This window comes from Pseudomonas sp. GW821-FHT09A09, from assembly GCF_059418405.1.
Genome location: NZ_JBWKPU010000014.1, coordinates 43,281 through 62,334 on the forward strand (window position 1 = coordinate 43,281; position 19,054 = coordinate 62,334).

Below are 19,054 nucleotides of genomic sequence, written 5' to 3' on the forward strand. Positions count from 1 at the left end.
CTTCTAATAATCAAACACCCACACAAAAACAGCCGAAAAGAAACAAATAGATTCTTTATCGGCTGTTGCTAACTATTTAGAGGTAGCTCAATACCAGTGTGGCGCGCCCATCAATGGAAACGTCGCGGCTCAGGTCCAGATCCTGCGCTTTGTTGATAACAGCCTTCACGGCGATGGTGCCAGTCAACTGGGCAATCGATGCCGGTGTTGCTGCGGTGCCGCTGCGCCACGAGTACTGAGCAGGCGCTTGGGCAACTTTGCCATCGCTGTTCTGCCAGGCTCCCGTGCCGGTGCGCATGATTGGGTTGAGCACCAGGCCCGGAGCCCTCAGGTCCTTGAGCGTGATCGAGTAGCCTCCGGTTCGCCGGGCGCCTGTGGAGCCAAGGCCGTAGTTCTGCGCTTCGCTAAAGCCCGTACCCAGGATACCGGGCACCTTGCTGCCGGCCTGCAGATCGGTGAAGGTCAGGCCAAACATCGCAGGCGTGGCCCCACAGCTGACCACCAGGGAAGTGCTGCGCTCCTCACGCGGGTTGAACGCCGTCTGGGACAACTCACCAGAGCGTATGACGCCATAATCGATGACTCCGCTGCCGGCGAGGCTGAGGTTGCAGGACGCCGGGGTAATCGTCCCTCTTACCACCAATTGCGCACTGGTGGTGGCCTGTGCACTGACTGCCACAGACAAGCACGCCATGCTGATTGCAAATCCAACTATTTTTTTCATATTCGACCTGTCACTGAAGTTTTCCGGTGTATTTATTTTTGCCCTGCCAATACAAATTCATAAATAAATAACACCACGACAAAATTGCCGAGTGACAGTCTGTCGCTTTGGCACTTCACTTAAGAATAAGACGGAACCTTGTTTATTGTGGGAACGATTAAAACAATAGGTCACCCGCGCCTGATCAAACAGTAGTCCCAAACATAACAATGGTGTTGCCAGCAGCTTTTAACTTGTAGGCAAAATCGAAATCTTAAGAACAACCACTGAAAGTTAAAGACTCCTACAGAGGAGTCAAACATCTCGACTCAAGCCTGGAATGACAGCCTACATTTCCTACATTTACTTCCCACAAGCCCCCTCAGAGAAATTCCCGGCGCACTACGCGTTGGCGTCAGCGGTCGATCGTGGCACGATGGCAAGGTTATCGACCGAGACCCCCAAACCATGCCGCAATCCCAAGCCAAGAATCTGTCCCTGATCGCCGCCATCGACCTGGGCTCCAACAGCTTTCACATGGTCGTGGCCAAGGCCCAGAACGGCGAAATCCGCATCCTTGAGCGGCTCGGCGAGAAAGTGCAGCTGGCTGCCGGGATCGACGACGAGCGCCAGCTCAACGAAGAATCCATGCAGCGCGGCCTCGATTGCCTCAAGCGTTTTGCCCAACTGATCAACGGCATGCCCCAGGGCGCTGTGCGGATCGTCGGCACCAACGCCCTGCGTGAAGCGCGCAACCGCGGCGAATTCATCCGCCGCGCCGAAGAGATCCTGGGGCACCCGGTAGAGGTCATCTCCGGCCGTGAGGAGGCCCGCCTGATCTACCTCGGCGTATCCCACACCTTGGCTGATACCCCTGGCAAACGCCTGGTCGCCGACATCGGTGGCGGCAGTACTGAATTCATCATTGGCCAGCGGTTTGAACCGTTGCTGCGCGAAAGCCTGCAGATGGGCTGCGTCAGCTACACCCAACGCTATTTCAAGGACGGCAAGATCACTCCGGCGCGCTACGCCCAGGCCTACACGGCCGCCCGCCTGGAGATCATGAGTATCGAGCACGCCCTGCACCGCCTGACCTGGGATGAAGCCATCGGCTCGTCCGGCACCATCCGTGCCATCGGCCTGGCCCTCAAGGCCGGCGGCCATGGCACCGGCGAGGTCAACGCCGAAGGCCTGGCATGGCTCAAGCGCAAGCTGTTCAAGCTGGGCGACGCCGAAAAGATCGACTTCGATGGCATCAAGCCCGACCGCCGTACCATTTTCCCAGCCGGCCTGGCGATTCTCGAAGCCATCTTCGACGCCCTCGAACTGCAACGCATGGACCACTGTGACGGTGCCCTGCGCGAAGGCGTGCTCTACGACCTGCTGGGTCGCCATCATCATGAAGACGTGCGTGAGCGCACCCTCACGTCGCTGATGGAGCGTTATCACGTCGACCTGGAACAGGCCGCCCGCGTAGAGCGCAAGGCCCTGCACGCCTTCGACCAGGTGGCCGAGGACTGGGACCTCGAAGACGGTGTCTGGCGCGAGCTGCTGGGCTGGGCCGCCAAGGTGCATGAAGTGGGCCTGGACATCGCTCACTATCATTACCACAAGCACGGTGCCTACCTGATCGAGCATTCCGACCTCGCCGGCTTCTCCCGCGAAGACCAACAGATGCTCGCCCTGCTGGTACGCGGCCATCGTCGCAACATTCCCCGGGACAAGTTCGCCGAGTTCGGCGACGAAGGCATCAAGCTGATTCGCCTGTGCGTGCTGCTGCGCTTTGCGATCCTGTTCCACCACATCCGTGGCACCCAGGAAATGCCCCAGGTGACCCTGCGCGCCGACGGCGACAGCCTGGACGTGGTATTCCCCAAAGGCTGGCTGGATGAAAACCAACTGACCCAGGCGGACTTCGCCCAGGAAGCCGAGTGGCTGACGCGGGTGGGTTTCAGCCTGAACCTGCGCTAACCCAAACGACGCCCCCCTGTAGGAGCCGGCTTGCCGGCGATGGCAGCCTCAAGCCCAGCGACGACTGCACTGACGTCATCGCCGGCAAGCCGGCTCCTACAGGGGTAAAGCGCCAGCATAAAAAACGGCCCTCGATGGGGCCGTTTTTTATGCTGCTGGGTAACGCCTCAATTCACCGACAAAATCGGGCTACCCAACTTCTCCAGCAACGTCGCCTGCGCACTGCGCGGGTTCTGGTTGCCGGTTGGCGTGTTGCGCACGTAACGGCCGTCCGACTGCAGGCTCCAGCTGTGGGTGTTGTCGGTGAGGTAGCTTTCCAGCTCCTTCTTGACCCGCATAATCAGCTTCTTGCCTTCCACCGGGAAGCAGGTCTCTACCCGCTTATCGAGGTTGCGCTCCATCCAGTCAGCGCTGGAGAGGAACATCTGCTCTTCGCCGCCGTTGAGGAAGTAGAACACCCGCGTGTGCTCCAGGAAGCGCCCGATGATCGAGCGCACATGGATGTTGTGCGACACGCCGACAATGCCCGGGCGCAGGCAGCACATGCCACGCACTACCAAATCGATGCGCACACCGGACTGGCTTGCCTTGTACAACGCGCGGATGATCTTCGGATCGGTCAGCGAGTTGAACTTGGCGATGATGTGCGCCGGTTTGCCGTCGAGGGCGAACTGGGTCTCGCGGGCAATCATGTCGAGCATGCCCTTCTTGAGGGTGAACGGCGCGTGCAGCAGCTTCTTCATGCGCAAGGTCTTGCCCATGCCAATCAGTTGGCTGAACAACTTGCCGACGTCTTCGCACAAGGCGTCGTCGGAAGTCAGCAAGCTGTAGTCGGTGTAGAGCTTGGCGTTGCCGGCGTGGTAGTTGCCGGTGCCCAAGTGGGCGTAACGCACGATCTCGCCAGCTTCGCGACGCAGAATCAGCATCATCTTGGCGTGGGTCTTGAAGCCGACCACGCCGTAGATCACCACCGCACCCGCCGCTTGCAGGCGGCTGGCCAGTTGCAGGTTGGACTCTTCGTCAAACCGCGCTCGCAGCTCGATCACCGCGGTAACTTCCTTGCCGTTACGCGCGGCGTCGACCAGGGCGTCGACGATTTCCGAGTTGGCGCCGGAACGGTACAGGGTCTGGCGTACGGCCAACACGTGCGGGTCCTTGGCAGCCTGGCGCAGCAAGTCGACCACCGGGGTGAAGGACTCGAATGGGTGCAGCAGCAGGATGTCCTGCTTGCTCACCACGCTGAAGATGTTCTCGCTGTTTTGCAGCAGTTTCGGGATCTGCGGGGTGAACGGGGTGTATTGCAGCTCTGGGTGACTGTCCAGGCCGGTGATGCTGAACAGGCGCGTCAGGTTCACCGGGCCATTGACCTGGTACAGCTCGGTCTCGCCCAGGTTGAACTGCTTGAGCAGGTAGTCCGAGAGGTGTTTCGGGCAGGTGTCCGCCACTTCCAGGCGCACCGCATCGCCGTAACGGCGCGAGAACAGCTCGCCGCGCAGGGCACGGGCCAAGTCTTCGACGTCTTCGGAGTCCAGCGCCAGGTCGGCGTTACGGGTCAGGCGGAACTGGTAGCAGCCCTTGACCTTCATGCCCTGGAACAGGTCATCGGCGTGCGCGTGAATCATCGACGACAGGAATACATAGTTGTCGCCAGGGCCACCCACTTCCTCGGGTACCTTGATGATCCGTGGCAGCAAGCGTGGCGCCGGGATGATCGCCAGGCCGGAATCGCGACCGAACGCGTCGATACCTTCCAGCTCGACGATGAAGTTGAGGCTCTTGTTCACCAGCAGCGGGAACGGGTGCGTCGGGTCGAGGCCGATCGGGGTGATGATCGGCGCGATCTCGTCGCGGAAGTAGCGGCGCACCCAGGTCTTGATCTTGGTGGTCCAGTGGCGGCGACGGATGAAGCGGACCTGATGTTTTTCCAGTTCCGGCAGCAGGATGTCGTTGAGGATCGCGTACTGGCGGTCGACATGGCCGTGCACCAGCTCGCTGATGCGCGCCAGCGCCTGGTGGGGTTGCAGGCCGTCTGCGCCGGCCTGTTCACGGGCAAAGGTGATCTGCTTCTTGAGGCCGGCCACGCGGATCTCGAAGAACTCGTCCAGGTTGCTGGAGAAGATCAGCAGGAACTTGAGCCGTTCCAGCAACGGATAGGACTCATCCAGCGCCTGTTCCAGCACGCGGATGTTGAATTGCAGTTGTGACAGCTCGCGGTGGATGTACAGGCTGCTGTCATCCAGGTTGGTGACGGCCGCCACCGGGGCCGGCACAGGCGGCTCGGCCACCACGGCGGGCGGTGCAGGCTCCAGCTCCGGCGGGGTCTCGGTGACTTGTTCAACCACCGGGTGAGCGTCTTTTACAGCAACTTCGGAGAGTCCTTCGGTATTCATCGAGTGTTCCTGTGAGGGCTATTGTTGCTCTCTAAGCAATTGGGCAGCGCGGGCGGCGAAGTAGGTCAGAATGCCATCAGCGCCAGCACGTTTAAAGGCAGTCAGGGATTCGAGGATCACCCCTTCACTCAACCAACCATTCTGGATCGCGGCCATGTGCATGGCGTATTCACCGCTGACCTGATAGACAAAGGTCGGCACTTTGAATTCCTCTTTGACCCGGTAAAGGATGTCCAGGTAGGGCATCCCGGGCTTGACCATCACCATGTCGGCGCCTTCGGCGAGGTCGGCCGCCACTTCGTGCAGGGCTTCCTGGCTGTTGGCCGGGTCCATCTGGTACGAGGCCTTGTTGGCCTTGCCCAGGTTCAGCGCCGAGCCCACCGCATCGCGGAACGGACCGTAATAGGCACTGGCGTACTTGGCCGAATAGGCCATGATCCGCACGTTGACGTGGCCAGCCAGCTCCAGGGCTTCACGAATCGCCTGGATGCGGCCGTCCATCATGTCCGACGGTGCAACCACCTGGGCGCCTGCAGCGGCATGAGACAAGGCTTGCTTGACCAGCGCATCGACGGTGATGTCGTTCTGAACATAGCCGTCTTCGTCGAGAATGCCATCCTGACCGTGGGTGGTGAACGGGTCCAGCGCCACGTCGGTGATCACCCCCAGCTCCGGGAAACGCTCGCGCAAGGCGCGGGTGGCGCGCTGGGCGATACCCTCAGGGTTCCAGGCTTCAGCGGCATCGAGGGATTTGAGTTCAGAAGGCGTCACCGGGAACAGCGCCAGCGCTGGAATCCCCAGTTCGACCCAACCCGCCGCTTCGATCAGCAATTGATCAATGGTCAAGCGCTCCACACCCGGCATCGAGGCCACCGCTTCGCGCCGGTTTTCACCGTCGAGCACAAATACCGGCAGGATCAGATCATTCGTCGTCAGTACGTTTTCACGGACCAGGCGGCGAGAAAAATCATCACGACGATTGCGGCGCAGACGGGTGGCGGGGAACAGGCGATTGGCAGGGGTAAAGCTCACGACAGACTCCTGAGCCCGCGTTTACGGGCGAGCGTTGCAGTTATAAGCGGCCATTATGACGAAGGAATGACAGTTGTGCTTATCGATGCGACCTGTAGTCGCATTCGTCGTTTATGTAGGAATTGTTCACTTCGTGACACATCTCGATACTTTCATGAATGTTCGCGAAGGCGTAGGCTGCGCGTTCATTTCGCCAGCACCCCAGACCATGCTTCAACAATTTCTGCATGACTTCGGCTACTTTGCGCTCTTCCTGGGCACCTTCTTTGAAGGCGAGACCATCCTGGTTCTCGCAGGCTTCCTGGCATTCCGTGGCTACATGGATATCAAGCTGGTGATGATCGTTGCCTTTTTCGGCAGCTACGCCGGCGATCAGCTCTGGTATTACATGGGCCGCAAACACGGCCGCAAGCTGTTGGCGCGCAAGCCGCGCTGGCAATTGATGGGTGACAAGGCCCTGGAGCATATTCGCAAGCACCCGGATATCTGGGTGTTGAGCTTCCGCTTCGTCTACGGGTTGCGCACTGTCATGCCTGTGGCGATTGGCCTTTCCGGCTATCCGCCGCTGCGCTACCTGATCCTCAACGGCATTGGTGCCGCGATCTGGGCCGTGGCCCTGGGCGCTGCGGCGTATCACTTCGGCGCCGTGCTGGAAGGGATGCTGGGCAGCATCAAGAAATACGAGCTGTGGGTGCTCGGCGCGTTGCTGGTATTGGGCTTCGGCCTGTGGCTGCGCCGTCGCTTCAAGAACGCGCGCATCGCCCGTGAGGCCTGCGCCGACGCCAAGGCCCGGCTCGCTGCCGGGCAGGCTCCGGTAGAAGCACCTAAGACGCCAGTCGAATAAGCCGGCTTCTACAGCAGTAGAGGCCGATCACGCTGAGCAGGCTGTAACTCACCAGGCCCAGCCAACCCAGGTTGCTGGCCGGCCATAGCCCCACCAACGGCGCCAGCCATACCAGCGGCACATTCAACACCAGGCGTACCAGCTCGGCCTTGAAGGCCCAGGGGCGGTTCTCCAGGGCCACCCCCAGGGTAAACAACCCCAGCGCCATCGCACTCCAGCCCAGGATCAGCGCCGCAGTGGGCAACCCCTCGCCAAAATTCATCAGATAGCTGCCAAACCCCACATACGCCGCAAACTGCAGGGCGATGTACACCTGTTGGCGCACATCCAGCGGCACTTCAAATTTGCGGAACTGGCTCAGGTCCGGCTTGGCCATCGGGTACTTGGCCTTCACATCGGCCGGGCGCCAGCCAGTGCGCATGAACCAGATGCGCAGTTTGTCCCACCAACTCTCGGTGCGCCGCGCATCACTCCACAGCTGTGCATAAAACTGCAGGTTGGCCCACAGCGGGTTCCAGCTGGCCAAAGGCGTGGTCACGCCGAAAATTACCGGTTCGTTGTCGTCTTCTTCCTGGAACGACCCAAACAGCCGGTCCCAAACAATGAACACCCCGCCGTAGTTGCGATCCATGTAGAGAGCGTTCTGTGCATGGTGGGCCCGATGATTGGACGGCGTAACGAAGAACCACTCGTACCAGCCAAGCTTGGGCACGTGGCGGGTATGCACCCAGAATTGGTACAGCAGGTTGAGGGACGCCACGCTGATAAACACCACCAGCGGCACACCGACAACGGCCAGCGGCAGGTAGAAGATCCAGCTCAGCAGAAAGCCGGTGCTGGTCTGGCGCAGGGCGGTGCTGAGGTTGTAGTCCTCGCTCTGGTGATGCACCGAGTGCGCGGCCCACAGGATATTGCGCTCATGGCCCATGCGGTGCAGCCAGTAGTAGCAGAAGTCGTAGAACACAAAGGCGAACACCCAGGTCCACACGCTTTGGGCCGGCAATTCGAAGAGCGCCAGGTGCTTGAGGGCGAAGGCGTAGGTCAGGATCCCCACCCCCTTGGTCAACAACCCTGTGGTGGTGGACAGCACGCCGGTGCTGAGGCTGTTGATGGCATCCGCCACCCGATAGTTGCGCTCGCCGCGCCAGTGGTCGGCAAGCAGCTCCACCACGATCAAGGCGATGAAAAACGGTACCGCGTAAGGCACGAAGTCCATGGTCTGGTCCGGTTTGTTTTTGTTACATATAGATTAGGTGCAGCCGCGCAAGAGCCCATTGGCAACAGGTGACAAATTAGTAGACATTTAACGCCATGACCCCAGGAGAAATGCCCATGAGCAAAAAGATTGCAGTGATCCTTTCCGGCTGCGGCGTGTACGACGGCGCAGAGATCCACGAAAGCGTGATCACCTTGCTGCGCCTGGACCAGCGCGGTGCTCAGGTCCAATGTTTTGCCCCCGATATTGCGCAACTGCACGTGATCAACCACCTCACCGGTGAAGAGATGCCCGAATCGCGCAACGTGCTGGTGGAGTCGGCGCGGATCGCCCGCGGCGACGTGAAGGATATTCGCGAAGCCAATGCTGAAGAATTTGATGCGCTGATCGTGCCGGGTGGCTTTGGCGCAGCCAAGAACCTGTCCAACTTTGCCGTGCAAGGCGCCGGTTGCAGCGTCAACCCGCAGGTGCTGGAACTGGCTGAAGCGTTTGCCGAAGCGGGCAAGCCGGTGGGGCTGATCTGCATCTCGCCGGCGCTGGCCGCGAAGATCTACGGCCCGGGCGTGACCTGCACCATCGGTAACTGCCCCGATACGGCGGCCGCCTTGGACAAGATGGGCGCCACCCACCAGGAATGCGCCGTCGAAGACATCGTGGAAGACAAGGCGCGCAAGCTGGTAAGCACACCGGCCTACATGCTGGGCAAGAACATCAGTGAAGTGGCGTCAGGCATCAACAAGCTGGTGGACCGGGTGCTCGAACTCACCCACGAAAACGACTAAGCAACCCATTGAATGGAGTGAGCGGGCTTGCCCCGCGCCACGGTATACCAGGCGCCACACGCTTACCTGACACACCGCGGCGCGGGGCAAGCCCGCTCACTACAAGGTCAAGCCAGACGCATCAACTGGGTGAGAAGGCGGTCCAGGGCATTGGCGAAGGCTTGCTTGTCCTTTTCACTATGGGGCGGTGGCCCACCGCCCATCTGGCCCTGTTCACGCAGGTCGGTAAACAGGTTGCGCACCGCCAGACGCTCGCTCATGTTCGCCGGGCTGAACTCCTTGCCACGGGGGTCGAGCGCCGTCACGCCCTTCTTTACCAGCCGATCAGCCAGGGGCACATCGCTGCAGATCACCAGCTCACCAGGAACGGCGTGCTCCACCAGGTAATCGTCCGCCGCATCCGGGCCACTGGGCACTACGATCAACTTCACGCACGCAAAACTCGGCTTGATCTGGCTCTGCCCCGCCACCAATACCACCTCGAACTGGCGCTTGAGGGCGAACTTGACCACCTGATCCTTGGCCGCCCGAGGGCAGGCATCGGCATCGATCCATACGCGCATCCATCCACCTTCTCATTAACAACATAGATCCAGTGTGGGAGCGGGCTTGCCCGCGATAGCGCCGGATCAGCCAACACCTACATCGGCTGACACACCGCAATCGCGGGCAAGCCCGCTCCCACATTGTTTGACCGCGTTCGTTCAAGCGGCAATGCGGCGCTTTTCGACCAACCGACTGCGACCATACAACACCACAATTGCCAGGATCGCCACGGCTTGCGCACTCAGCGAGTAAGCGTCGGCGTGAATGCCCAGCCAGTCGAAGTCAAAGAACGGCACCGGCCGCGTGCCGAAGATGCCGGCCTCTTGCAACGCCTTAACACCATGGCCGGCAAACACCACCGACAACGCACACAGCAGCGCCGCGTTGATCCCGAAGAACAGCGCCAACGGCAGCTTCGCCGAACCGCGCAAGATCACCCAGGCCAGGCCCACCAACAGCACCAGCGCCGTGGCACCACCCGCCAGCACAGCGTTATGCCCGGCAGGCCCGGCTTGCAGCCATAGGGTTTCGTAGAACAGGATCACTTCGAACAGCTCGCGGTACACCGAGAAGAACGCCAGCATCGCAAAACCGAAACGACCGCCGCCGCCCACCAGGCTGCTCTTGATGTAATCCTGCCAAGCTGCGGCATGACGCCGGTCGTGCATCCACACCCCCAGCCACAACACCATCACACTGGCGAACAGCGCCGTGCAGCCTTCGAGCAATTCGCGCTGCGCACCGCTCACGTCAATCACATACGCCGCCAGCGCCCAGGTGGCCAAGCCAGCCAGCAATGCCAGGCCCCAGCCCGCGTTGACGCTGCGCACCGCCGATTGCTGGCCAGTGTTACGCAGGAACGCGAGGATCGCCGCCAGCACCAGGATCGCTTCCAGGCCTTCGCGCAGCAGGATCAGCAAGCCGGAGATGTAGCTCAGCGACCAACTCAGGCCATCACTGCCCAGCAAGCCTGCGGATTCGGTGAGCTTGTCCTTGGCCACGTCCAGGCGCTGTTGCACCTGATCGACCGGCAGCCCGTCCTGCAACGACTGCCGGTAAGCCATCAGGGCCTTCTCGGTGTCTTTGCGTACGTTGGCGTCGACGTTGTCCAGGGAGCTTTCCACCAGCTCGAAGCCTTCCAGGTAGGCCGCGACAGACAGGTCATACGCCTGCTCATGGTCACCGTTGCGGAACGCGGCGAGGCTCTTGTCCAAGGTGGTCGCGGTGTAGTCCAGCAATTGCGCCGGGCCACGCTTGACCTGCGGCGGCTGGGCCCGCTGGGCGCGGAACGTGGCGGCAGCGTCGGGGCCGTTGGCGGCAAGCACTTCATTGGGGGTCTGGCGCGCCAGGTCAGCGAGGTTGAACGGCTGTTCGCTCTTGGCCGCCGTCGGGTCGGCCGTGAAACCGGCGATGTAAGTGGCCAGGTCCCAGCGCTGGCGGTCGTCCAGTTGGTCGGAGAACGACGGCATGTCAGTGCCTTCGACACCCAGTCCAAGGGTGTTGTAGATCGCATAGAGGCTCAGGCGGTCCAGGCGCGTGGCGTCACGCAGGTTGGCGGGTGGCGGGGTCATGCCCATGCCCGCCGGGCCATCACCTGCACCGGCCGTGCCGTGGCACACCGAACAATGTTGGGCGTAGAGCGGCGCCCCTCGGGTGGGGTCCGGCGTGATCGCCGGGGCTTGGCTGACTTCATACGCCACGGCCAGCTTGGCGCCCAACTGGCGGGCTTGGCGGGCGACGGCAGCGCCGTCTTCGTGGGCAGTTACAGCGGCAAACAATTCGTCGACACCTTTGATCAACGCCGCACGCTCTGGCCTCTGTGGCAGTTCGGCCACCAGGCCCTGCAACACCCCGAGAAACTCGACCTGTTCACGGTATTCGGATTCGTCGATAACCTTGCCCGCCTCCACCGTTGGAGGGTAGTCAGCACCGATGTAGTCCAACAAATGCAGGGCTTGTGGAGCACCTTCAGCGGTCGCGGCCAATAAGTTGAAGCTGCACGACATCAGCGCCGGCAACAGCAGCCAGGCGAGAAAACGAAAGGGGGCAGTCATGAATGAATCTCAAAGGGAAATACGAAGTAACACATTGTCAAACCTTAAAGGGTTTGACTCAAGGCGTTAGTGAGTTGGCGTTTGGAAGGCCGGGGCATTTTTAGAAATTCGATGCTGGCATTTTGTGGATTGAATCACATCAATAAGCCATTGTTTTGCCAGCAATGGCGCTTATAATGCCGCGCCCTGTTAGTGCGAAAGGGAATTTCGTTCCTCGTTTTTATGAGGAATTACCACACCGGTTGAATACTTTCAGGGAAGAAGCTGCATGGCATTTCGCGCCTTACCTTCGCTCGCGCTCGTCGCGGTCACGTTGCTCTCCGGCTGTTCGATGTTCCGCAGCTATGACACTGAGCTGCAAGCCACCAACCAGCAATTGGCCACCGGCAATGTCGACGGCGCCCTGACCCTCCTGGAAAAGAACAACACCGGCGAAGACAAAGACCTGCTCTATTTCTTCGAAAAAGGTGAGTTGTTGCGGGCCAAGGGCGACCTGACCGGCAGCCAGACCGCGTGGCGCAGCGCCGATCTGCAAGTCTACAAGTGGGAAGAGTCCGTCAAGTTCGACAGCGAGAAGTACCTCGCCCAGTTCGGCAGTTTCCTGGTCAATGACAAGGTGCGCCGCTACGAAGGCTATGACTACGAAAAAGTCATGCTGACCACCCAGATGGCCCTGAACCTGCTGGCCCTGAATGATTTCGACGGTGCCCGCACCGAAATCAAGAAGACCCACGAACGCGAAGCGGTGATTGCCGACCTGCGCGACAAGGAATACCTCAAGCGCGAGGACGAAGCCCAGCGCGAAGGCGTGACCACCCAGATGAAAGACCTGAGTGGCTACCCGGTGGAAGCCTTGAACGCGCCAGACGTGGTGGGCCTGAAAAACAGCTACCAGAGTGCGTTCAGCCATTACCTGGCTGGCTTTGTCTACGAAGCCCTCGGCGAAAAAGACCTGGCGGCCCCCGGTTACCGCAAGGCTGCCGAGTTGCGCCCCAACACGCCGTTGCTGGAACAGGCATTGCTGGACCTGGACAAATCCAAGGTCGAAGCCGACGAAACCGATGTGCTGATCGTGGTCCAGAGCGGCCTGGCACCGGCGCGCGACTCGATTCGCCTGCCACTGCCGATTCCTATCGACGGCCATCTGGTGATCACGCCGCTGTCGTTCCCGGTGATCAAGGCCGACACGTCTACCGCGACCTTCGCCCAGATCGGCGTCGACGGCAAACAGCAGAACCTCACCGCCCTCAACAGCACCACCGCCATGTCCCGCCGCGCCCTGCGCGATGACATGCCGGGCATCATCCTGCGCACCACGGTGCGTGCGGTCAGCCGTGGCGTGGCGCAAAACAACCTGAACAAGACCAACCCCATGGCCGGCCTGGTGCTGGGCATCGCCTCGGCCGTGACCGAAGGCGCCGACACCCGCACCTGGCGCACCCTGCCAGACATGACCCAGGTGACCCGCCTGCGCCTCAAGCACGGCGAGCATCAGGTCAGCCTGCCCAACGCCCTGGGCGGCACGCTGGTGACGGTCAAGGCCGATCAGCGCTACCAGGTGATCACCTTGCGCGTGGTCGGCAACCAGGTGTTCGCCGGGGGCCTGGCCGCCCATGTCGTGCCAAGCAGCACGCCCCAGGCCATCGCCACACTCAAGCAACCTTAAGGAGCACGCTATGCGTCATTTCATCCTCGGCGCCCTGGCGCTGGTCCTGCTCGCCGGCTGCGCCACCCCGCCGCCACCGGAGCCCGGCAGCGCTGCGAGCAAAATCGTGGTGATGGGCAAGTTCAAGGGTATCGCCGTCGGTGCCATCCGCGTTGCACGCGAGAACGGCTTCCTTACCGCCAAGGTGCAGTTGAGCAACATCACCAGCAGCAACCAGACGATGTATTACCGCTTTGCCTGGCTGGGCGCCGACGGCTTTCCGGTGGGCGACGAAGAAACCTGGAAAGTGCTGAACCTGTACGCCAACCAGGCGACCTTCCTGCCGGCCATTGCCAACCTGCCCCAGGCGGCAGACTTCCGCCTTGAAGTGAAGACGCCTTGAGCCGTTCCCCTTTTACGTTTCAGAGAGAATTCCCCATGTTTGCACGCTTCTCGATGCTCGCTGTCGTTGCCCTGCTGGCCAGCGGCTGCTCCAACACCTCGCCTGTACTGGGCAGCAAGAACATCAGCTACGGTGACACCAAGGCCGTGGAAACGGTGACCAACGAGTTCGGTTCCACCGACTTGCAGATGATCGCCGAAAGCATGACCCGCTCCCTGGCCCAGTCCGGCATCTTGCAGGGCCGCCCGGTGGTGCAGGTGTATGACGTGAAGAACAAGACCAGCGAATACATCGATACCCGCGAGATCACCACGTCGATCAAGACCCAGTTGATGAAGACCGGCACCGCGCGCTTCGCCAGCGACAATACCGACATGCAGAGCCAGGTCGACCAGCTCAAGCTGCAGAACCAGAGCGGCCTGTACAAGAAATCCACCGTCAGCAAGACCGGCAACATGGTCGCCGCCAAATACCGCCTGGAAGGTTCCATCAGCTCCATCGTCAAGCGCAGCTCGGACTACAAGGACGTGTTCTACAAGTTCAGCCTGCAGCTGATTGACGTCGAGAGCGGCCTGGCCGAATGGATGGACGAGAAAGAAATCCGCAAGACCACGGAGCGCTAAGCAATGCGTGCATGGATCGGCATGATCGGCCTGCTGTGCGCCTTTGGCGCCGAGGCCGCCCCGAAGATCGCGGTGACCGACCTGGCCTACGAGGCGCGGGTCGAGGAGTACATCCACCAGGTTTCGGCGAGCAACAACTACCAGGCGAGTGCCTACAACGCCAGCGGTGCCTCGAACTACAGCGAGTACGAAAGCCGTACCAGCTACATCGAGCAGACCGAGCTGCGTAAGTTCAGCGGTGACATCAAGGGCGAGATCCTCAAGTCCCGCCAGTTCCAGCTGGTACAGGGCACGCCCTACACCGCCGATGCCAAGGGTGACGTTTACGACGTGATCAAGCGCATCAAGGCTGGCCACTTCAAGGGGGCTGACTACGTGCTGTTCGGCACGCTGTCGGACATCGACTTCACCCAGGACATCAACGCCATCGACCGCACCAACAGCTACTCGGCGGTGCTGGGCCTGACGCTGGTGGCGGATTTCAGCCTGATCAACACCCGCACCTACGAAATCACCTCGGCGTTCACCGCCATGGGTGAAGGCCAGGACACCAAGTTGGTGAACAGCCGTGACGTGCGCGTGAGCCTGAATCGGCCGCGTGTGGTGAAAGAAGTGTCGAAAGCGCTTGGCGAAGATGTGGCGCGCCAGTTGGCGGAGCAGTTGGGTGGCGGGTACCAGGACCCGGGCAAGCCGGCGTTGCGCAATAACCTGCCGAGGGATGAGGCGCCGAAAATCCTGCGCTGAATCACTCTTGCCCCCCTGTAGGAGCTGGCTTGCCAGCGATAGCGGTACATCAGGTATACCGCTATCGCCGGCAAGCCGGCTCCTACAGGTTTGATCGGGTTACGCCGTTGCGCGATGCAGGCTGGCGAGGAAACCCGCCGCTCCCACGAACAACCCGGCAAACGTACGGTTCATGCGTTTTTGCTGTTTTGGCGTGCGCAACAGACGCAATACCTTCGACGCCAGCCCCGTATAGCCCGCCATTACGATCATATCCACGCTGATCATCGTCGCACCCAGGATCAGGTACTGGATCAGCAGCGGCGCCTGCGGGTTCACGAATTGCGGCAGCACCGCCAGCATGAACACCAAGGCCTTGGGGTTGCTGGCGTTGACCAGGAAGCCGCGGAACATCATCGCCATCGGCTTGCCGATCGGGCGCACGGCGGCGTCATCGGTCATATCCATGGGCAAGGCGCGCCACTGCTTGATAGCCAGGTACACTAGGTACGCCACGCCGAACCATTTGATCGCATAGAACGCGGTAGACGACGCCGCCAGAATGGCACCCAACCCGCCGGCCACGACGGCAATCTGCATCGCCAGGCCCAGTTGCAGGCCGATGGCGTTCCAGTAACCGCGCAGGAAACCGTATTGCAGGCCGCTGGACATTGACGCGATGGCGCCTGCACCAGGAGAAAGGGAGATGATCCAACTGGCCACGAAAAAGGCCAGCCACGTATCGAGTGCCATTACACACCTCAGGAGGGAGTTTGCTGTGATGCCCTAAGCTAACTCCGCCGACCAAAGGCTGGCTATAGATTTTTACAAGATGTGAATGCTAGCGGTCGCCCGGGAACACGTGGTTACCTGGCCAACGCCGCACCGAGCGCTGGAAGAACAGGCTGTTGGGCACTTGCACCATGGCGCTGTCGGTGCCGGCTTCCGCGACTTCGACCAGAGTGGTGTACAGCAGGTTGATCGCCACGACCCGGCCCTTCACTCCCGGCTTGTCGACGGTGTCCACCAGTTCGACGATGTCACCCAGGCGAAACGGGCCGACCGTGAAGATCAGGATCGCGCACAGCAGGTTGGACAGCACCGACCACATGGCGAAGAACGCCACTGCCGCCACCGCCACAAACCCCGACAATGCTGTCCACAACACCGTGGCAGACACGCCCAATCGGCCCAGCACAAAGATCAACGCACTGCCCATGATCAACCAGCGCAAGCCGCCGCGCAGGGGCATCAGCAGTTGCGGTGGGAACGGGTAGCGCTCGCCCAGGCGAGTCAGGCCTTTGGCGACAAAACGCTGGGCCAGGTAGCCGGCCAGCAGGATCAGCAGGATCTGCACGCCGATCCACACAGGCTCTACCCATTGCGCCGGCAGCGGCAGTTGCAGGGCTTCCATTAGGACAGCGCCTCCAGCTCCGCTTGCAAGGTTTCGAGCAGTTCAAGGGCTTCCATCCAGGTTTCCTCCAACTGCCCCTCGCGCACCTTGAGCTTGGCCTGTTCGGCCAGCAGGTCACGCAGCTCGTCCTTGCGGGCGGCTTCGTACACGGCGCTGTCACCCAGGCTGGTCTCGATTTTGGCCAGGCGCTCGTGCACCTTGCCCAGCTCGGCTTCCAGCTTGTCAGCTTCACGCTTGTGCGGCGCCAGCTGTTGGCGCAAGGCGGCAGCGGCCTGGCGCTGGGCTTTCTTGTCGGTCTTGTCCGGGTTGACCGGCGTGTTGCTGACCGGCGCGTTACGCAGGCGGTAGTCGGTCAGCCAGCGCGCGTAGTCGTCGAGGTCACCGTCGAACTCTTCAACTTTGCCGTCAGCCACCAACAGGAAGTTGTCGGTGGTGCTCTTGAGCAAGTGGCGATCGTGAGACACCACCAACACCGCACCACTGAATTCCTGCAGAGCCATGGTCAGCGCCAGGCGCATTTCCAGGTCCAGGTGGTTGGTCGGTTCGTCGAGCAGCAGCAGGTTCGGGCGGTCCCAGGCGATCAACGCCAGGGCCAGGCGGGCCTTTTCGCCGCCGGAGAAGTTCAGCACCGGCTCATCGATGCGCGCGCCACGGAAGTCGAAACCGCCGAGGAAGTCTCGCAAGGTCTGCTCGCGCTCGGTGGGCGCCAGGCGCTGCAGGTGCAGCAATGGGCTGGCCTTGGAATCGAGCGAGTCCAACTGATGTTGGGCGAAGTAACCCACCACCGTGTTCTCGCCACGGGTGAGGCGACCGGCCAGGGGCGATAGCTCGCCCGACAGGTTCTTGATCAGCGTCGACTTGCCCGCGCCGTTGGGGCCCAACAGGCCGATGCGTGCGCCCGGCGTCAACTGCAGCTTGACCTTTTCCAGGATGGTTTTGTCGCCGTAACCCAGACGTGCATCCGAGAGATCCAGCAAGGGGCTGGAGATCTTCACCGACTCGCGGAATACAAAGTCGAACGGCGAATCGACGTGAGCGGCCGACAGTTCTTCCATGCGCTCCAGCGCCTTGATCCGGCTCTGGGCCTGCCGGGCCTTGGTGGCCTGGGCCTTGAACCGGGCGATGTAGCTTTCCATGTGCGCACGTTGCGCCTGCTGTTTCTCGTAGGCCTGTTGTTGCTGGGCCAAGCGCTCGGCACGGGCACGCTCGAACGCGGTGTAGCCGCCACGGTAGAGGGTGATCTTCTTCTGTTCGACGTGGGCAATGTTATCGACCACGGCGTCGAGGAAATCCCGGTCGTGGGAAATCAGCAGCAAGGTGCCCTGGTAGCTCTTGAGGAAGTCTTCCAGCCACAGGATCGCATCGAGGTCCAAGTGGTTGGTCGGTTCGTCGAGCAGCAACAAGTCCGAGGGGCACATCAGCGCCTGGGCCAGGTTCAGGCGCATGCGCCAGCCGCCAGAGAAGTCGGCGACCGGGCGGTCCATCTGTTCGTTGGTAAACCCAAGGCCTGCGAGCATCTTGCGGGCACGGGCGTCGGCGGTATAGCCGTCGGCGCTGTCGAGCTCCGAGTGCAGGCGCGCCTGGGCGGCGCCGTCCTGGGCTTTCTCAGCCTCGGCGAGGTCGTGTTGCACCTGGCGCAGGCGCAGGTCGCCATCGAGCACGTAGTCGATCGCGATGCGGTCCAGGGTGTCGATCTCCTGGCGCATATGGGCGATGCGCCAGTCGGCGGGCAGCAGGCAGTCCCCGGAGTCCGGGGTCAGCTCACCCAGCAACAGGGCGAACAACGTGGATTTGCCGGCGCCGTTGGCACCGATCAGGCCGGCTTTGTGACCGGCGTGCAGGGTCAGCTCGGCGTCTTCGAGAAGACGTTGCGGGCCACGCTGTAATGTTAGGCTTTGAAGTCGGATCATAATGGCGGCGGAGTCTACCAGCTTCGTTGGCCGCTGGCTTGGGTGTGAATATGTGCGCTGACCTGTGGAGCTTTGCCCTTTCGACTTACGCCCGCTCGGGCTGCGAAGCCGCCTGCCTGCGCTTGCAGGAACGAGGGGCGGATGTGTGCCTGTTGTTGTGTGGCGCCTGGCTGGAGCAACGGGGTGTAGCGCAGACACCCGAACGTCTGCAGGCGCTCAAGCAGGTCGCCGGGCTCTGGCAGGCGCAGGTCATCGAGCCGTTACGACAGGTGCGCATGCAATGGCGCGCCATGGCGCAGCAGGATGAGGTTTTGGATAAGTTGCGGGAGCGGGTCAAGGCCCTGGAGTTGGATGCAGAGCGGGAATTACTGACGCGCCTGGAGGCAGTGGCGCAGGCATGGCCGAAGAAGGAAGGTCAGCACAGATGGCTTGAAGGCTTGGCGACCGAAGCCGCCAACCTTGACCACGACGCGCTGCAACTGCTGCGCGCCGTGGCTGCCAGCACTTAGGAAGCGCTGGTTGGGGTCGTGCTGGATGCTACCGGAGCAGGCGTGCTGCTGGCGGTCGCGGCTGGAGCGGTGGAGGCTGCCGGGGTAGCCGCTGGGGTGGCTGGCTTGGCCGGTGCTGGTTTGGCAGCGGCAGGCTTGGCGACAGCTGGTTTAGCGGCTGGTTTTGCAGCAGCAGGCTTGGCAGCTGGCTTAGCGGCTGGTTTTGCAGCAACTGGTTTGGCAGCTGGCTTGGCGGCTGGTTTTGCAGCAGCAGGTTTGGCAGCTGGCTTGGCGGCTGGTTTCGCAGCAG

At 61.5% G+C, this 19,054-nt stretch carries 18 protein-coding genes; 8 read left to right on the forward strand and 10 right to left on the reverse strand.

What is annotated here, in order from left to right:
* Window positions 1-76: 76 nt before the first annotated feature.
* Entirely contained in the window at window positions 77-724 is a 648-nt protein-coding gene (locus tag AC07OV_RS14490) for a DUF1120 domain-containing protein (RefSeq protein ID WP_494996290.1), read from the reverse strand.
* A 447-nt stretch (window positions 725-1,171) separates the two neighbouring features.
* Between AC07OV_RS14490 and ppx the strand changes: the two genes are divergently transcribed.
* On the forward strand, window positions 1,172-2,674 hold the full coding sequence (gene ppx / locus AC07OV_RS14495) for an exopolyphosphatase (protein WP_176996882.1): 1,503 nt from the start codon (window positions 1,172-1,174) through the stop codon (window positions 2,672-2,674).
* A gap of 167 nt (window positions 2,675-2,841) precedes the next feature.
* On the opposite strand, the gene ppk1 is transcribed toward ppx, so the two are convergent.
* Window positions 2,842-5,064, reverse strand: coding sequence for a polyphosphate kinase 1 (ppk1, locus tag AC07OV_RS14500; protein WP_176996883.1), 2,223 nt, complete (start codon window positions 5,062-5,064; stop codon window positions 2,842-2,844).
* 18 nt (window positions 5,065-5,082) lie between these two features.
* On the reverse strand, window positions 5,083-6,096 hold the full coding sequence (gene hemB, locus AC07OV_RS14505; RefSeq protein WP_494996291.1) for a porphobilinogen synthase: 1,014 nt from the start codon (window positions 6,094-6,096) through the stop codon (window positions 5,083-5,085).
* Window positions 6,097-6,304: 208 nt separating this feature from the next.
* On the opposite strand from hemB, the gene AC07OV_RS14510 reads away from it, so the two are divergent.
* Window positions 6,305-6,940, forward strand: a complete 636-nt coding sequence (locus tag AC07OV_RS14510) for a DedA family protein (RefSeq protein ID WP_176996908.1) — start codon at window positions 6,305-6,307, stop codon at window positions 6,938-6,940.
* Here AC07OV_RS14510 and AC07OV_RS14515 read toward each other — a convergent pair.
* Window positions 6,921-8,156 (reverse strand): sterol desaturase family protein, encoded by a 1,236-nt coding sequence (locus tag AC07OV_RS14515; RefSeq protein WP_495092454.1) that lies wholly within the window; start codon window positions 8,154-8,156, stop codon window positions 6,921-6,923. The genes AC07OV_RS14510 and AC07OV_RS14515 overlap by 20 nt on opposite strands.
* 116 nt (window positions 8,157-8,272) lie before the next feature.
* Between AC07OV_RS14515 and elbB the strand changes: the two genes are divergently transcribed.
* Window positions 8,273-8,938, forward strand: coding sequence for an isoprenoid biosynthesis glyoxalase ElbB (elbB, locus tag AC07OV_RS14520; protein WP_494996293.1), 666 nt, complete (start codon window positions 8,273-8,275; stop codon window positions 8,936-8,938).
* A 107-nt stretch (window positions 8,939-9,045) separates the two neighbouring features.
* Here elbB and AC07OV_RS14525 read toward each other — a convergent pair whose 3' ends face one another.
* Window positions 9,046-9,501 carry a YaiI/YqxD family protein gene (locus tag AC07OV_RS14525; protein ID WP_494996294.1) on the reverse strand — a complete coding sequence of 152 codons (456 nt, stop codon included), beginning with the start codon at window positions 9,499-9,501 and terminating at the stop codon, window positions 9,046-9,048.
* A 141-nt stretch (window positions 9,502-9,642) separates the two neighbouring features.
* Window positions 9,643-11,538, reverse strand: coding sequence for an FTR1 family protein (locus AC07OV_RS14530; RefSeq protein ID WP_495092455.1), 1,896 nt, complete (start codon window positions 11,536-11,538; stop codon window positions 9,643-9,645).
* Between the two features lie 268 nt (window positions 11,539-11,806).
* On the opposite strand from AC07OV_RS14530, the gene AC07OV_RS14535 reads away from it, so the two are divergent.
* Genes AC07OV_RS14535 through AC07OV_RS14550 form a run of 4 tightly spaced genes read left to right on the forward strand, consistent with a single transcriptional unit; the run spans window position 11,807 to window position 14,953 of the window.
* The gene (locus AC07OV_RS14535; RefSeq protein WP_494996296.1) at window positions 11,807-13,204 is read left to right on the forward strand and encodes a COG3014 family protein; all 1,398 of its coding nucleotides are present in this window, start codon (window positions 11,807-11,809) and stop codon (window positions 13,202-13,204) included.
* Window positions 13,205-13,214: 10 nt separating this feature from the next.
* Window positions 13,215-13,586 carry a YcfL family putative periplasmic lipoprotein gene (locus AC07OV_RS14540; RefSeq protein WP_038844227.1) on the forward strand — a complete coding sequence of 124 codons (372 nt, stop codon included), beginning with the start codon at window positions 13,215-13,217 and terminating at the stop codon, window positions 13,584-13,586.
* A gap of 35 nt (window positions 13,587-13,621) precedes the next feature.
* Window positions 13,622-14,209 carry a penicillin-binding protein activator LpoB gene (lpoB, locus tag AC07OV_RS14545; RefSeq protein WP_176996890.1) on the forward strand — a complete coding sequence of 196 codons (588 nt, stop codon included), beginning with the start codon at window positions 13,622-13,624 and terminating at the stop codon, window positions 14,207-14,209.
* 3 nt (window positions 14,210-14,212) lie between these two features.
* Window positions 14,213-14,953: a penicillin-binding protein activator LpoB gene (locus tag AC07OV_RS14550; protein WP_176996891.1), complete on the forward strand. Its 741-nt coding sequence runs from the start codon at window positions 14,213-14,215 to the stop codon at window positions 14,951-14,953.
* Between the two features lie 99 nt (window positions 14,954-15,052).
* Here the strand turns inward: AC07OV_RS14550 and AC07OV_RS14555 are convergent, their stop codons facing one another.
* From AC07OV_RS14555 to AC07OV_RS14565, 3 genes are all read right to left on the reverse strand, one after another.
* A complete protein-coding gene (locus AC07OV_RS14555; protein WP_176996892.1) occupies window positions 15,053-15,685 on the reverse strand; it encodes a LysE family transporter in 633 nt (210 codons plus the stop codon).
* Between the two features lie 88 nt (window positions 15,686-15,773).
* Window positions 15,774-16,346, reverse strand: coding sequence for a mechanosensitive ion channel family protein (locus AC07OV_RS14560; RefSeq protein WP_176996893.1), 573 nt, complete (start codon window positions 16,344-16,346; stop codon window positions 15,774-15,776).
* Window positions 16,346-18,256: an ATP-binding cassette domain-containing protein gene (locus AC07OV_RS14565; protein WP_176996894.1), complete on the reverse strand. Its 1,911-nt coding sequence runs from the start codon at window positions 18,254-18,256 to the stop codon at window positions 16,346-16,348. The genes AC07OV_RS14560 and AC07OV_RS14565 overlap by 1 nt, the downstream gene beginning before the upstream one ends.
* A 50-nt stretch (window positions 18,257-18,306) precedes the next feature.
* Here AC07OV_RS14565 and AC07OV_RS14570 point away from each other — a divergent pair, with 50 nt between their 5' ends.
* Window positions 18,307-18,765, forward strand: a complete 459-nt coding sequence (locus AC07OV_RS14570; protein WP_494996299.1) for a TIGR02444 family protein — start codon at window positions 18,307-18,309, stop codon at window positions 18,763-18,765.
* On the opposite strand, the gene AC07OV_RS14575 is transcribed toward AC07OV_RS14570, so the two are convergent.
* The coding region (locus AC07OV_RS14575) for a hypothetical protein (protein ID WP_495092456.1) at window positions 18,762-19,054 on the reverse strand (293 nt) is incomplete at its 5' end. The two genes, AC07OV_RS14570 and AC07OV_RS14575, sit on opposite strands and share 4 nt — an antisense overlap.